This window comes from Bradyrhizobium uaiense (genome assembly GCF_010811875.1).
Lineage (GTDB): Bacteria > Pseudomonadota > Alphaproteobacteria > Rhizobiales > Xanthobacteraceae > Bradyrhizobium > Bradyrhizobium uaiense.
This window is the reverse complement of record NZ_VKHP01000029.1, coordinates 37,673-52,044: the sequence shown is the minus strand read 5'-3', so window position 1 is coordinate 52,044 and position 14,372 is coordinate 37,673. Positions and strand designations below refer to the sequence as shown.

General features: G+C 61.2%; 13 protein-coding genes. 5 read left to right on the top strand and 8 right to left on the bottom strand.

All coding sequences use genetic code 11. The features are described 5' to 3' along the window. Positions 1–855, bottom strand: an 855-nt coding sequence (locus FNJ47_RS10260; RefSeq protein ID WP_235999776.1) for an AGE family epimerase/isomerase, incomplete at its 3' end; no start/stop codon positions are given. 107 nt (positions 856–962) lie between these two features. Here FNJ47_RS10260 and FNJ47_RS10255 point away from each other — a divergent pair. Both FNJ47_RS10255 and FNJ47_RS10250 read left to right on the top strand, forming a co-directional pair. After that, positions 963–2,186, top strand: coding sequence for a phenylacetate--CoA ligase family protein (locus FNJ47_RS10255; RefSeq protein WP_163152960.1), 1,224 nt, complete (start codon positions 963–965; stop codon positions 2,184–2,186). Positions 2,187–2,289: 103 nt separating this feature from the next. After that, positions 2,290–2,817, top strand: coding sequence for an HAD family hydrolase (locus FNJ47_RS10250; RefSeq protein ID WP_163152959.1), 528 nt, complete (start codon positions 2,290–2,292; stop codon positions 2,815–2,817). 31 nt (positions 2,818–2,848) lie between these two features. Here FNJ47_RS10250 and FNJ47_RS10245 read toward each other — a convergent pair whose 3' ends face one another. Genes FNJ47_RS10245 through FNJ47_RS10235 form a run of 3 tightly spaced genes read right to left on the bottom strand, consistent with a single transcriptional unit; the run spans position 2,849 to position 5,482 of the window. Then, complete coding sequence (locus tag FNJ47_RS10245) at positions 2,849–3,946, bottom strand: DegT/DnrJ/EryC1/StrS family aminotransferase (protein WP_163152958.1); 1,098 nt, start codon at positions 3,944–3,946, stop codon at positions 2,849–2,851. 10 nt (positions 3,947–3,956) lie between these two features. Further along, complete coding sequence (locus FNJ47_RS10240; protein ID WP_163152957.1) at positions 3,957–4,424, bottom strand: DapH/DapD/GlmU-related protein; 468 nt, start codon at positions 4,422–4,424, stop codon at positions 3,957–3,959. Further along, positions 4,421–5,482, bottom strand: a complete 1,062-nt coding sequence (locus tag FNJ47_RS10235; RefSeq protein WP_163152956.1) for a Gfo/Idh/MocA family protein — start codon at positions 5,480–5,482, stop codon at positions 4,421–4,423. Before FNJ47_RS10235 ends, FNJ47_RS10240 begins: the two co-directional genes overlap by 4 nt. A 708-nt stretch (positions 5,483–6,190) precedes the next feature. Here FNJ47_RS10235 and FNJ47_RS10230 point away from each other — a divergent pair. The 3 genes from FNJ47_RS10230 to FNJ47_RS10220 all read left to right on the top strand — a co-directional run bounded on the left by FNJ47_RS10230 (position 6,191) and on the right by FNJ47_RS10220 (position 8,795). Next, positions 6,191–6,598, top strand: a complete 408-nt coding sequence (locus FNJ47_RS10230) for a hypothetical protein (protein ID WP_347341649.1) — start codon at positions 6,191–6,193, stop codon at positions 6,596–6,598. 42 nt (positions 6,599–6,640) lie between these two features. Continuing rightward, positions 6,641–6,916: a hypothetical protein gene (locus tag FNJ47_RS10225; protein ID WP_163152955.1), complete on the top strand. Its 276-nt coding sequence runs from the start codon at positions 6,641–6,643 to the stop codon at positions 6,914–6,916. Between the two features lie 562 nt (positions 6,917–7,478). Beyond that, positions 7,479–8,795: a hypothetical protein gene (locus FNJ47_RS10220; RefSeq protein ID WP_163152954.1), complete on the top strand. Its 1,317-nt coding sequence runs from the start codon at positions 7,479–7,481 to the stop codon at positions 8,793–8,795. Positions 8,796–8,903: 108 nt separating this feature from the next. Here the strand turns inward: FNJ47_RS10220 and FNJ47_RS10215 are convergent, their stop codons facing one another. From FNJ47_RS10215 to asnB, 4 genes are all read right to left on the bottom strand, one after another. Next, positions 8,904–10,208 carry a nucleotide sugar dehydrogenase gene (locus FNJ47_RS10215; RefSeq protein WP_163152953.1) on the bottom strand — a complete coding sequence of 435 codons (1,305 nt, stop codon included), beginning with the start codon at positions 10,206–10,208 and terminating at the stop codon, positions 8,904–8,906. A gap of 185 nt (positions 10,209–10,393) precedes the next feature. Continuing rightward, positions 10,394–11,272, bottom strand: a complete 879-nt coding sequence (locus FNJ47_RS10210; protein WP_163152952.1) for an NAD-dependent epimerase/dehydratase family protein — start codon at positions 11,270–11,272, stop codon at positions 10,394–10,396. 7 nt (positions 11,273–11,279) lie between these two features. After that, positions 11,280–12,407: a class I SAM-dependent methyltransferase gene (locus FNJ47_RS10205; RefSeq protein WP_163152951.1), complete on the bottom strand. Its 1,128-nt coding sequence runs from the start codon at positions 12,405–12,407 to the stop codon at positions 11,280–11,282. A gap of 55 nt (positions 12,408–12,462) precedes the next feature. Beyond that, positions 12,463–14,361, bottom strand: a complete 1,899-nt coding sequence (asnB, locus tag FNJ47_RS10200; RefSeq protein ID WP_235999763.1) for an asparagine synthase (glutamine-hydrolyzing) — start codon at positions 14,359–14,361, stop codon at positions 12,463–12,465. Positions 14,362–14,372 lie beyond the last annotated feature (11 nt).

The window sequence follows — 14,372 nt, the reverse complement described above, 5'->3', positions numbered from 1 at the left end:
CCACTCCCGGCGGCTGTGGCCGCAGCGCGCGCTGGCGAAGGCGTGGGTCGCGCAGGCCGAGTCGGGCGAAGCCGGCGCTGCGGACGCGGCGCGCGCGGCGCTGGTGCTGCTCGCACGGCAGTATCTCCGCCATCCCGTGGCCGGCGGGATCTTCGCCCAGGCCTCCTCGAAATATTCGCCGAGGGTGCGCGTCTGCTTGTCGTAGAGGTTGGCCAGGAACAGCGCGAAGAAATCGCCGGCGCGGTTCTGGAACGACAGATCGTGCGTCGCGTCGAAGCAGGCGATCATCGCCTCGAACAGATGCATTTGCGGGTTCTGCCGGCGCGGCATCGACGGCGGCAGGCCCTCCTGGAAGCCGCCATGGGGCGAACGCAACTGCGTGTCGAGGAACGACAGCAGCGCGTCGATCTCGGCGCGGACCTGGGCATCCCGGTCGAGGCTGTAGACGGTCGCCAGCGCGAGCAGGATGAAGGCATGGCCGTAGGTGTCGCGCAGCGGGTCATGCACGCCGCCTTCCGGCGTCAGGCTGAAGACGAAGCCCGGCCGGCCGTCCGGCGCCTTGGCCTTGGCCAGCAGGAATTCCAGCCCCTTCAGTGCGACCGCGCGGCCGTCGGGATACCAGCCCAGCTGGGCCGCCTTGGCATAGCAATAGATCTGGCGCGCCTGCACCATGGTCCGGCGCGGCGCGGCGTGATCGGCTGTCCCATCCTGAAGCAACCGGTCGACAAAGCCGCCGGCGGTGCTGTCCCCGCCTGTGGTCGACCACAGCGGCAGCGCATGGTCGATGATGCGGCCCTTCAACCTCGCGACGACATCGGCGGCCCCGTCCGCCGCAACGCTCTCTGCCTCAGCCATCGTGCTTCCTGGAACCGTCCCAATGTCAGCGGTCACCGTCTGATAGCACGGGCGGACCGGCACGCAACCTGCGCACATCCTCTCAAGGACCTGCCAAAGGACCTGACATGACCGACCACTACGACGCCCTTGAAACGCGCGATCCGGCCGAGCGTGAGGCCGTCCTGTTCGCCCGGCTGCCGGAGGTGCTGCGCAAGGCGATGGCCGCGCCGGCCTACGCCAACCTGCTCAGGGGCATCGATCCCGCCTCCATCACCAGCCGGGAGGCCCTGGCGGGGCTGCCGGTGCTGCGCAAGTCGGAACTCCCTGCCCTGCACAAGGCCGCCCCACCGTTCGGCGGCTTCGTGGCCGACAAGCCCGGCTCATTCGCCCGGCTGTTCACCTCGCCCGGACCGATCTTCGAGCCCGAAGGCCGCCAGACAGACCCGTGGCGCGGCGCACGGGCGCTGTTTGCGGCGGGCTTTCGCGAGGGGGACGTGGTGCTGAACACCTTCAGCTACCACCTGACCCCCGGCGGCTTCATCTTCGACGCGTCAGCGCGGGCGCTCGGCTGCGCGGTGATCCCGGCAGGCCCCGGCAACACCGAGCAGCAGTTCGAGCTGATCGAGGCCTATCGCCCGGTCGGCTATAGCGGCACCCCTGATTTCCTGAAGATCCTGCTGGACGCGGCCGCCACCGGCGGCCGCGACGTCTCCTCGATCAAGCGCGCGCTGGTCTCCGGCGCCGCATTTCCGAAATCGTTGCAGGAGGAGATGAAGTCGCGCGGCGTCGAGGCCTACCAGGCCTTCGGCACCGCCGATCTCGGACTGATCGCGTTCGAGACCCCGGCGCGCGAGGGAATGACGGTCAATGAGGATTTGATCCTGGAGATCGTCAAGCCCGGCACCGGCGATCCCGTTGCGCCGGGTGACGTGGGCGAGATCGTGGTGACCTCGCTCGATCCGCATCATCCCTGGATCCGCCTCGCGCTCGGCGATCTGACCGCGGTCCTGCCCGGCGCGAGCCGGTGCGGACGCACCAATATGCGCATCAAGGGCTGGATGGGCCGCGCCGACCAGACCACCAAGGTGAAGGGCATGTTCGTGCGCCCCGAGCAGATCGCGGAAATCGGCAAGCGCCATCCCGAGCTCGGACGGCTGCGCCTCGTCGTCACGCGTGCCGGCGAGACCGACGCGATGACGCTGAGGGCCGAATGCGCTTCCCCGCCGGAGGCCCTTCTGAATGAAGTCGCGGCGACGCTGCGCGCCGTGACAAAACTTGGCGGAGCCGTCGAGCTGGTCGGGACCGGCTCGCTGCCGAATGACGGCAAGGTGATTGTGGACGAGCGATAAACGCAAAAGCCCCCGGAGCGTGGTCGGTCCGGATTTGTCGCGCGGGGCATTGTGAACTATTGAGCTAGTTCATGCCTCGCAGAGACATACGGATCACCAGCTCATGAACAACGTTTCAGGAAATCAGCCGCGACGACCGGCGGTTTTCTTCGATCGGGACGGCGTCCTCAACAGGGACATCGGCTACCTCTTCGAGAGCCACAGGCTGATCTGGATCGACGGCGCGCGCGAGGCCGTGAAAGCCGTCAACGACATCGGCTATTTCGCGTTTGTCGTGACCAACCAGTCCGGTGTTGCAAGAGGCCTCTATGAGGAGTCCCACATCCAGCAGCTTCACGACTGGATGGCGGCTGAGCTCGGCAGGATCGGCGCACATATCGACGCCTTCGAATACTGCCCGTTCCATCCTGAGGGGACCGTGGAGCGATATCGGCAGGTCAGCCACCGCCGCAAGCCCTCTCCGGGCATGATCAACGATCTCCTGGAGCGCTTTCCGGTCGACGTCGAGCGAAGCTTCCTGGTCGGCGACCAGCCGACCGATCTCGAGGCCGCGCGCGCAGCGGGCCTGAAGGGCCACCTGTTCTCGGGCCCCAATCTGGAACTGTTCCTGCGGCCTCTGCTGCGAGGCTGAGCCCGCGCCCGGCGCGAGGCCACGATCGCGATCAGAACTTCCGAACCAGCTCGATCACTTCATCCTGCTGCTGGCGCGTGATCTCGGCGAACATCGGCAGCGAGAGAATCCGGCCCTGATCGCGATGCGCGTTGGGGAATTGCTCCGGCCGGTGATTGAACCGGGCGTAGGCCGGCAGGAACGGCAGCGCCGTCGGGTAATTGATCGCGGTCTGCACCCCATTGGCATTGAGGTGTGCGGCGAGCGCGTCGCGGCGCGGATGCCTGATCGTGTAGAGGTGATAGACGTGGCTGCGCGCCGGCGCGACCTCGGGCACCACGACGTCCTCGATCTGGTTGAGACCGGCATCATAGACTTCGGCTGCGGCCTGCCGGGCCTCGGTCCAGGCGGCGAGATGCGGCAGCTTGGCCGAGAGGATCGCGGCCTGCATGCCGTCAAGCCGGCTGTTGATGCCCTCGATGTGATGCTGGTGCTTCACCAGCCCGCCATGGCGCGCCAGCATGGCCATCTGTTCGGCCAGTGCCTTGTCGTTTGTGACGACCGCGCCGGCATCGCCCATCGCGCCGAGATTCTTGCCGGGATAGAACGAATAGGTCGCGGCCTCGCCGAAGGTGCCGACCATGCGGCCCTTGTAACGCGCGAGATGGGCCTGGGCGCAATCCTCGATCACCCACAGCTTGTGCTTCTGTGCGATTGCCATGATCGCGTCCATATCCGCGGGCTGGCCGTACAGATGCACCGGGATGATGCCGACCGTGCGCGGCGTGATCGCCGCCTCGATCGCGGCCGGATCGATCGTGAACGTCGCATCATCGGTGTCGCAGAATACGACGGTGGCACCGGAATGGGTGATCATCGCCGCGGTCGAGATCCAGGAATGCGCCGTGGTGATCACCTCGTCGCCCGGCTGCACCTTCAGCGCCCGCATGGCGAGGTAAAGCGCGTCGGTGCCGTTGGCACAGGATACGCAGTGAGCGACCTCGGCAGCCGCGGCAAACTCGCGCTCGAAGACGTCGACATAGCTGCCGCGGATGAAGGCGTTGTCGCGGATCACGCCGGCGATCGCCGCATCGATCTCGCCCTTGATCGACTGGTATTGCAGTTGCAGGTCGGCATACGGCACAGCCATCGATGTTCCCCTATTGGCTCGCCAGCAGCCGGCGCGCCGGATTGCCGGCATAGGTGCCTGATGTCGTGATGTCCTTGGTCACCACAGATCCCGCACCGATGACGACATCGTCCGCGATCCTGACCGGCATGATCGTGGCGTTGGAGCCGATCGACACCCGATTGCCGATCACGGTCTCGCGCCACAGCTCCTTGCGTCCGCGCGCCGGGCCGCCGGTTGCGAACGTGTCGTTGACGAACATCACGCCGTGGCCCACGAAGCAATCGTCACCGATGGCGACGAGCTCGCAGACAAACGCATGCGACTGCACGCGGGTGCGCGCCCCGACGACCACGCCTTTCTGGATCTCGGTGAAGGGCCCGATGAAGCAGTCGTCACCGAGCTTGCAGCCATAGAGATTGCAGGGCTCGACGATCTTGACGCGCTCGCCGAACGTGACATCGCGCACGCTGGCCTGATGCACTTCCGGCCGATTCACGAAACGACACCCAATCGGCTCAAGCGCGGCGTGAAGCGCAGCGCAACTTCCTCACCGGTCTCGATCGACTCATAGAGGGCCGAGATCAGCTCCAGGCTCTTGCGGCCCTCGAGCCCATCGACCAGCGCAGCGCGTTGGTTCTCCAGGCAATCGACCACGTGATGGTAGTAGGCCTGATGGCCGAAGCCGTAGACGTTGGGCGGGTTGACCGAGAACTTCTCCACCACGTCCTTGTCCGACGGCAGCTCGTTGACAAAGCGCCAGTGGCGGATCTGGTTGACCGCGAAGCCGGAAATCTCGACCGTACCCTTCTCGCCGAGAATCGATAGCGAGCCCTCGAGATCGGTCGGACGCGCCGCGGTGGTCGCCTCGATGATCCCGAGCGCGCCGTTGCGGAACTTCAGCGTTGCGACGGCCGTATCCTCGGTTTCGATATTGGCCAACGCCGTCGTCGCGCGCGCATGCACGCTCACGACGTCGCCGAAGAACCACTCCAGCATGTCGACATGGTGGCTCGCCTGATTGGTCAGCACGCCGCCGTCATAGGCCCAGGTGCCGCGCCAATCGTCCTGGTCGTAATAGGCCTGATCCCGGCACCAGCGCACCCGGACCGTCCCCAGGATGAGCTTGCCGAAGCGGCCGGCATCGAGCGCCTCGCGCGCCTTGACTACCGGCACGTTGAAACGGTTCTGCTTGACGATGAACATCTTGACGCCGGCCTCGTCGCAGGCCCGGATCATGTCGTCGGCATCCTGCAGCCGCAGCGCCATCGGCTTCTCGACCACCACGTGCTTTCCAGCCTTGGCGCAGGCGATCACATGCGCGGGGTGCAACCCGCTCGGGGTCAGCACGGCAACTGCGTCGATATCCCTGCGCGCCAGGAACTCGTCCATGTCGTAATGGGCGGGAACGCCGAACTTCCCGGCAACGGCATCAGCGCGTGCGCGGATCGGATCGCAAACCGCAACCAGGCTCGCTCCCGCGATATGATTGCCACCCAAGAGATCGGAATGACGCTTGGCAATACGCCCGCACCCGAGCAGGCCAAATCTGATCATGCAACAGGCCCTGTCTTGTCTCGTGACCGGCCATTGAAGCCAGCCGAAAAACCGAGGGAACAAGCGGCCTTGCGAGCCGCACGATAAGGTCCATTACCCAGAAAACTTGGAGTAAAGCAAGGCGTATATGTCCATCCGGGGGCCGTAGAGATGTGGCGAATGTCTGAGGGCCTCCGGCCCGAATAGAAAGGCAGCCTGGCGCTACGAGGGGCACGGCTGGCTATCCACACCTCCGCTCACCGAGGTGAAATCACCATCTGAAGAAGATAAGAAGCCTGGCAACCATCCAAAGCGGCGAAAGACGGAGCAGCATCGAAGTCCCAAAATATAGCTCTCGTCGGGCAGTCACACGCCCACTCGTCGGCTGGCTCCCTACGGACCCAAAATCGCACGCCGGAGTTCGCCGAACACGGATGCAAATCCCACAAAAATACGGAAGAAAACTCCGCCGAAGGAATCAGACTAAGACGATGACTTGACACCCATACGCAATGGCCTTCTTAACGGGTACATGATTCGATGCTGGTCAACCGTCGGCGTCTTGCATGATAACCTCGCTCACCCTCGCTGCAGGTTCGATTTTGCTCCTCGCGCTGTGCTCCAAAATAGCGTATCGGATGGGCTTCCGCGAAGGTCGAGAGCAAGGCTTGTCGGAGTCGCATAACTTCTACGGCGGTATCCGGCGCACATCCGAGAGGCCACAGTCTGGTGACCACGAGCCAGAAAAAACTGCCGTTCTTTAAGTTTTCCAGCATGCCCTCCAGCATGCTAGTGACAATTGGCTCAACGCTGTTCGCATTGACTGCAAGTGGGTTTCTCTACCTGATCCCTCCGCAAGCGCCTGACCCGTGGATTCGTGGTGTTTTTCGTCTCTGGCAAGGCCACGCATACGTCGCAGTGGTCAAGTATCCGCTTGCACAGATCCAATCTGCCCGCCTTTACGAGAACGACAAGCCACTAGGACCAGCAAACAGCGATCCGCAAGATATCTCGTCAAAGGGCCACGGTCTCTATAAGTTCTACCGTCAGCAGGATGAGACGGTCCCGGTGCTGATGTTCTCGTCGAGTGACAATACCGACCCAAACACCAACGGAAGGAAGTATCGCCTCGAATGACCACCTCAGATTGTGCAACGCAGCAAAATTGCCGAGGGATTCATGACAATTTCAACGCGAGCGATTTTGATAGTGGCTGTCATTCTTAACGCGGTCTCGATCGGATTATCCGAGGTGCAGCGGAGGCATCTGGGACAACAAGGCACCGAAGCCACTCTGGAGTTGCGGAAGGTCGAGCAGCAGCGGCTAGCCCAGCAAGAAGTTGAGCTGGACCGTACCTACAAACTGATCAACGAGATCAACAACCGAGTGAGCAGCCTGGAAATTCAAATGCAAGCTCTCAATGCGAAGGCGCAAACTTTCAATATTGCTAAGTAGCGGCAAGTTCGGCGGTGACGGTTCGCACTTCTGGCCCGGGCAGTCGGATTGGTGGCACACCGGCACCCAAGACCGATGACGCGACACGGCACGCGACGGATTTGTTCCTGGCGGCATTTTCCCCGCCGAACGCGGCTGCCGGCGGGACTCGGGCCGGCGACCAGCCGCCATGATTCGCAATCCCAAGCTCGCGGAATCCGGCTTAGGGTTGCGAGCCCTGCAGTTTGATCCCAAGACGCCTGGCATACTTCGGGCTCAAAAGTCCGATCAGCGGAGTCGCAGCAAGACATTCCGAAAACACTGCACCTTGGCAGCCAGTTACGGGAATTCAGCCTTGCTAGGCAGCCGCGCTCGGACACACCTGAGCAATAAGCGGAATTTGGGTCATTGGGCTGGAAAAATGGAATAAACTACAAGCATAAATTCTTGTCGTTGTATCGGCGCCGTGCCATGTCCCTGAGCCCAAGAGGCGACATCGGTCAGCAACTCGCCTAGCTTGCCGAACGCGATGACCACCCACGAAACAGTCCAAACACACGGCCCGATACGACGGTAAACGAGAATGAACGATCGCGTTATTCAGCTGGAGTCTGGGTTCGGTTGGCCCCAGGCCAAGCTTGCCATGCTTGCCTATGCCCACATCCTGGTTTGCGCCGTTTCGCTGTACTGCATCGTGATCACCAATTCCTTCCCGGGCATCGTCGGTTTCGACAAGTCGCACCTGGCAGCTGCAATCCTGAACGTCGTGGCGTTCAGCCCGGTCGTGATCCTGTTTGCAGTTGGGCGCTTCAGCTTTGGCTATCTCGTCGGCTTCTACTTCTACATCATGGTCCTAGGGTATCTCTGGCTAACCGAATTTTCGCTGCTTGATTACGATCACCGCCTGGCGCTTGCGTCGATCGTGCTTTCGGCATTTGCGTTTCTCGCCCCCGCCCTGTTCATCACCGCTCCGCTGCGACAGGCTGTTGTGATGCCGGCACAGGCCTTTCACATGATGCCTTCGGTGATCCTGATTGCCTCCGCCGTAATCATCGGGATCGGCTCTCTCTACAACCTTAAGCTCGTCGACCTCTCCGAGATGTATAAGTATCGGGCGGAGGTAGCGTTGCCCGGCATCCTGCGATACGCCGTCTGGATCGCGTCGAACGCACTGTTGCCGTTTGCCTTTGCCTGCTTCGTCGCCAGCAAGCGGATTTGGCAGGCGGGGATCACTCTGCTCCTGATGCTTCTGTTCTACCCGATCATGCTGACCAAGATGGCGCTGTTTGCTCCGGTCTGGCTGCTGTTTCTTGCGGTCATCTGCAAGCTGGTCGAGGCCAGGGTTGCAACGATCCTGTCATTCTTCCTGCCTGTCCTGATCGGCACGATCTTGTTCTTCCTGGTCAAGGCAGAGTTGTTCCCACTCACTCCCGGATTGGTCTATTTCGGCACTGTCAACACCAGGATGGTCGGTATCCCCTCGCTCGCCCTGGAGGTCTACAATAACTATTTCTCAGCGCATCCCCTGACCCATTTCTGCCAAATCAATGCAGTGAAGCTCTTGGTTGCATGCGTCTACGACGAGCCGATATGGGCCGTCATGGCCAAAGCCTACGATCTCGGTGCCTTCAATGCTTCGCTGTTCGCCACCGAGGGGATCGCTTCGGTCGGTCTCGTGCTTGCCCCGGTGTCCGCGCTAGGCTGTGGTCTGATCATTGCCCTCGGCAATCGCCTGTCGTCCGGCTTGCCGTCGCAATTTGTGCTGCTATCCGCCGGGCTTCTCCCCCAGGTTCTCCTCAATGTACCGCTTTCGACAGCCTTGCTGACGAACGGCACCGGGCTGCTTTTCCTGCTCTGGTACATTACGCCTCGGTCAGCCTTCGACCAGACAGCGGCATGACGGCCGCTATGAGCGAGAATCTACAGGCCGCACGTGCGGGTTAGTGTCACGCCGAACCCGTCAGTTACCCGTTCCCGAGAGGGGTAACCGAAGCGGGCGCGAAATCGGCTAAGCGCGAATGATATTGTCCGCCGGCTGGGGAAACTTTCCACGACAATCGACGAGCAGCGGCGCATGCGCGCCGAGCATCTGATAGTCGAACTTGTCGTGATCGGTCGCAAGCAGGACGCAATCGAAACGCCGCAGATTGTCCTCGGTGAGGGCGACACTCGACAGATCGAAGGAATGCGCCCGCATCTTCGGAAATGAAGGGACGTGCGGATCGCTGTAGGACACCTTGGCACCGAGATCGCGAAGCCGTTCCATCAACGCCACCGACGGCGATTCGCGAACGTCGTCAACATTCTTCTTGTAGGCGATGCCGAGGACCAGGATTGAGCTGCCGCTGATTGACTTGTGCCTCTGATTGAGAGCCAGCGAGATCTTCGACACCACGTAATCCGGCATCGAGGAATTGATCTCTCCGGCGAGCTCGATGAAGCGCGTGTGCATGCCGTATTCCCGCGCCTTCCACGTCAAGTAGAACGGGTCGATCGGAATGCAGTGACCGCCGATGCCGGGACCGGGGTAGTACGGAATGAACCCGAACGGCTTGGTTGCCGCCGCGCGGATCACCTCGTGAATGTCGATCCCCATCTTGTCGGCCACCATCTTCATCTCGTTGACGAGACCGATGTTCACCGAGCGATGGATATTCTCTAGCAGCTTCGTCAGCTCGGCGGCCTGCGTCGAACTCACCGGAACGACCTTGTCGATCACCTGGCGATAGAGCGCGATGCCGGCCTCGAGACATGCCGGCGTGCAGCCACCGCAGACCTTCGGGATCGAACGCGTCGTGAAATTCTGGTTACCCGGATCTTCGCGCTCCGGCGAGAAAACGAGAAATATGTCGCTGCCGACAGTGAGGCCGCACTTTTCGATGCGCGGCTTCAGTTCTTCCTCGGTCGTACCGGGATAGGTCGTGCTTTCGAGCGACAACACCATTCCCTGGTGGAGATACGGCAGCAGCGATTCCGTCGTATTCAGCACGAAGCTGAGATCGGGTTCGCGATACTTGTTGAGCGGGGTCGGAACGCAGAGGATCAGCGCGTCGACTTCCCTGGCACGGGAGAAATCGGTGGTCGGTTCAAAGCCGAGCTCCGTCGCATTCCTGATGCTGGCGCTCGAGATATGCTCGATGTAGGAATCGCCCGCGCGAAGCCGGTCGACCTTGGATTGATCAATGTCGAAACCGACGACCTTGTAACCCACCTCGCAATAGCGAAGCATCAAGGGCAGGCCGACATAACCCAGACCGACGATTCCAATTTTCGCCGTCTTGCGGTCAAGCTTCTCGATCAGCTCAGCTTTCATCTCAAGCGCCATCTGGTTCTGGTGAAGTCATGCCCACGCGGGACATTGTTCTGGTTAGCCTACCGTCGAAGAGGTGCCTTCGGCGCGTACTTCCGCTTCCGGTTGCATAGACTCGTTGAGCCGAATGGACAAGCCCAAAGCCCAAGCTGCGCAGCCGCCGGCACAATTCGTCAATGCCCGCGAATTCACTGTGCACTGAAGGACAGCGCAACCAGCATTCGCCGCACGCCTTCGTCGAAGCAAGTGAACCGGCTCAGATCGTACCGCGCTGCCAGCCGGTTCAAATCCGGGGTGATGTCAACCGCAGCGCTGCCCCTCGCTATTTCAAACTTTGGCTCGATGCCGAGCTCTCGAGCAATGGAGCAGGCGATCTGACGAATTGACAGCGTCTCGGGTGTCGCGACGTTCACGGTCCCTGTCCATGACGACGCGATGCTCGCAAGAATGACGTCAACGGCATCGTCCACAAAGGTGGGGGTCAGCCGAAGCCCTTCGGCATCTCCGTTGAGCTGAACCGGGCTACCCTGCCGAATGCGACGGATCAAGTCCGGGACCAACCGGCCATCCTGACCCGGGCCATAGGGAAAAAATAGTCTGAGGATGCTGAGACCTAGCAGCTTCGAAAATGGCTTCGCGATGACCTCGGAAGCGAGCTTCGTAGCCCCCAGAAACCCGGTTGGTGACAACGGGCTGTTTTCCTGCAGCCCTCGGCCGAATGGCTCGTACACCGCCCCCGACGATATTAAACAGAACTGCTTGACCGCCGACTGCGCCGCCCAATCCAGCAGAAACATCGTCATGCCGACATTGACCGCGAACATCTCCCGGGCATCTCCGGGAAACTGCCGATAGTTGCGCGACTGGGCCGCATGGATCACCGCATCGACACCTTCCGGAAACGTGCCGGCTTCGATCTGCGTGGTGCCATCCCAATCGACTTTTGTCCCGAAGGCCACGGACGCCTCCGGCCGACAGAGGCAAAACAGCTCATGCCCGCCGGCGACCAGCCGGCGCGCCAGCACAGAACCGACGAAGCCGGTACCGCCGGTCAATAAGATCCGCATGCTCGAGCTAGCCTGCTGGTTTCGTCAGCAGAACAGAGATGCCGTTCGGATTGGCGTCGTTGAAGGTAAAGGTCTCAACTCCCAATCCCTTCAACCAACTCTCAACCTCCTCGCCGGTGTGCTGCCACGCGTTGTGAGGATGATACCAGTCAAAATTGACCATGTTGTTCGTCTCGTAGTCGAAGGCTTCGTTCCAGAAACACTTGACGAAGTTGTAGTAGATGAGCCGCTGAACATCGTGCGTACCAGCTGGAATGCCGAGAACAGGGATCGGCTTCTCAAGCGTGATCGTCGCACCGAGCTTCGAGAGAGCACGTCCCAGGTCGGTAAGCCCTTCACAAGCGACGTAGCAGTCTTCGGGACTAAGCTTGGTGAAATGCTCGCGGATATGCGCGTCACAGAACTGGCGAGCGGCGCCCATCTTCCTGTAGACATAGAAGAAGAACTGCCCACCTGGGGCCAGCTTGCGATAGAGCGCTTCGACCGCAGCCCGTGTGTCGGGCGTGTGATGCAGAACGCCATCGGCAATAATGAAGTCGAAGCTTTCGTCGGCGAAGGGAGCGGCCATGAGGTCGGCCTGGATGACGGAGCAGTTCGGCAAGCCCTTGGTATTGCCGAAGGTAGTAAAGGCAGCGTCGGAGATATCGAGCGCGAAGACCTCTCCGTCCGTATTCTCAGCCATGAATCGAGTATTGAAGCCGGAGCCAGGCCCGCACTCCAGGATACGTCGGCGAGATTTGTAGAAGGCCTTCAGTTCTTCGACCGTCTGGAAGCCAAATTTCTTGCGATACCAGTCGAACAGGAACTCCTTATGTGCGTCCTCAAAGCCGTAGTTCTTGAAGCGGCGCCATTTATCCGAGAACGTTTCATTCGTCTTCGCCTGCTCAGCGGCGGTAAGTCCTGTGGTGGTTGCCTTGAGCGGCAGATCATGCCGTCTGGCAAACTCCGAGAGATCCCGTTGCAGGATTCCTGTCAAGAATGAAGGAACACCTTCCAGGATTGGAAACCAGCGACCATCTCCCGCAACCAACGCGCCCTCGAGCACGTGATCGTCTGCGGATGCGAACGATCGCAATTCGAGTTCACCTGCTTTCATTCCATCAGGCTGGAAGAGAGCTAAAGCCTCGGGTCTCAAGTCAATTACCTCCGAAAGTGCTTCTGTTCAGCTCGATTGGACTGACACATAGTAACTACGAACTGGCGAAGCTGCGTGACAACGGCTGCAGTCGATTCTCGTCGCCCAATGGCATGCCGAGGTCGCCGCCGTAGAGGTCGAACGCTTCGCACCAAGCCTCGAATGACAGCAGCGACCAGAGCAGTGTGAGCCTGTTCGCTTTTCCCGACATATGGGCTTCCAAGGCCGTGGCGACGAAATCGGGATTGAAGACGCCGCGGGCAGCGACCCGCTGCGGTGCCAATACCTGCTCGACGAAGGGACGCAGCCCGCCACGATACCAAGACGCATCCGGGGGACCGAACCCCATTTTCGGTTTGTCTGCGATGCGCTGTGGAACCCACGGGCGGACCGCGTCGCGGAACACCTTCTTGCCCACACTGCCGTCGGTCAACAGGCTCCAATCGAAACTCGTCGCCAGGTCAATTATCCGATTGTCCAGCAACGGAACACGCGCCTCCAGCCCGTGGGCCATCGAAACCTTGTCTTCCACCATCAGCAGCCCAGCCAGATAGGTCTTTGCGTCGGCGTAAAGCAGCTTATCCCAGACATGATCCGACGGTGCGCGCGCCAACAAGGCACGTAACTCCTCGGCCACGCTGTAATCCCCGGCGCCAGCCTTGAACGAGGCAGTGAACGCAGCGTCGTACTCCGACGGGATAAGCGGGTATGTATAGAGCGGCAAGATCCGCTCGACCGCCGACGCTTCCTGCGGGTGTAGAAACCTCCGCCACCAGGAACGTGCGGCCCCACCTGCAACGCCGCCAACGTATCCATAGCGCCCCACATAGCCGCCCAGCATCTCGTCGCCGCCGCAGCCGGACAGGACCACCTTGCTATCCTCGGCGACGCGCCCCGCAATGAGATAATTGACATAAGCCATGCCCATGCGCGGCTCTTCGAGCGCCTGGACGGTTGGCAGCAAGGCTCGGCGCAATACCGTCTGGGGCAATTCCAGCTCGACGTGCTCGATGGCGAGTTCATTCGCCACCAGCCGCGAGAACTCTCGTTCATCAACCTGCCGATCCTCGCCCACCCCTTCGAGATCGAAGATGCACGAATAGGCGCGGACCTTCGGATCGCGCCGATGGGCCGCGGCGACAAGTGAGGTGGAATCGATACCGCCCGACAGGTAGGCCATGACCGGTACGTCAGCGGCGATTTGACGATCGACCGTTTCGTCAAGGACGTCCCGCAGCATCGTAGCCGCCACCGCTGGCGCCTTGCTCCGACGGTTGAAGGAGAAGTCCCAATATTCGGCCTCGCGGCGCCCCCGGCCGTCATCCACCAGATAGTGGCCCGCTCGGAGCTGGCGAATGCCCCGGAACATGGATCTTCCGTTCCAGATGTTCTGATTCTGGAAATATGCGAAGACTGCGGCGTCGTCCGGCTGAAGGGAAACCAATCCCGAGGCCTGTAGCGCCCGGATTTCGGAGGCGAACAACAGGCTCCCCTCGCTCGTCTCCGCAATGTACAGCGGCTTGATGCCAAGACGGTCGCGCCCGAGTGTAAGACTTCGCGCACATTGGTCCCAGATTGCGAACGCAAACATACCGTTCAGCTTGTCGAGAAGCTTCTCGCGCCATTGTTCATAGCCGTGGACGAGAACCTCAGTGTCGGAATGATCGGTCTTGAAGCGGTGGCCCTCCGCTTCAAGTTCTCGACGAAGCTCGCGGTGATTGTAGATTTCACCGTTGAAGACCACCCAGACGGTGCCGTCTTCGTTGGCCATAGGTTGCCGACCGGAATGAAGATCGACGATCGACAGCCGGCGGAAGCCAAGCGAAATATCTGCATCCTCGAAGAAGCCGTCGTCATCGGGCCCGCGGTGACGAATCGCTGCGGCCATTGACCCTATGCGCCGGCCCGCATCGCGAACACGACCTCGATGGAGAATACCTGCCAAGCCACACATGCTCGAACCGC

Coding starts and splice junctions, on each gene's coding strand:
- FNJ47_RS10255 (WP_163152960.1), top strand. CDS start 963: ATGACCGACCACTACGACGCCCTTGAAACGCGCGATCCGGCCGAGCGT.
- FNJ47_RS10250 (WP_163152959.1), top strand. CDS start 2,290: ATGAACAACGTTTCAGGAAATCAGCCGCGACGACCGGCGGTTTTCTTC.
- FNJ47_RS10245 (WP_163152958.1), bottom strand. CDS start 3,946: ATGGCTGTGCCGTATGCCGACCTGCAACTGCAATACCAGTCGATCAAG.
- FNJ47_RS10235 (WP_163152956.1), bottom strand. CDS start 5,482: ATGATCAGATTTGGCCTGCTCGGGTGCGGGCGTATTGCCAAGCGTCAT.
- FNJ47_RS10225 (WP_163152955.1), top strand. CDS start 6,641: ATGACAATTTCAACGCGAGCGATTTTGATAGTGGCTGTCATTCTTAAC.
- FNJ47_RS10220 (WP_163152954.1), top strand. CDS start 7,479: ATGAACGATCGCGTTATTCAGCTGGAGTCTGGGTTCGGTTGGCCCCAG.
- FNJ47_RS10215 (WP_163152953.1), bottom strand. CDS start 10,208: ATGAAAGCTGAGCTGATCGAGAAGCTTGACCGCAAGACGGCGAAAATT.
- FNJ47_RS10210 (WP_163152952.1), bottom strand. CDS start 11,272: ATGCGGATCTTATTGACCGGCGGTACCGGCTTCGTCGGTTCTGTGCTG.
- asnB (WP_235999763.1), bottom strand. CDS start 14,361: ATGTGTGGCTTGGCAGGTATTCTCCATCGAGGTCGTGTTCGCGATGCG.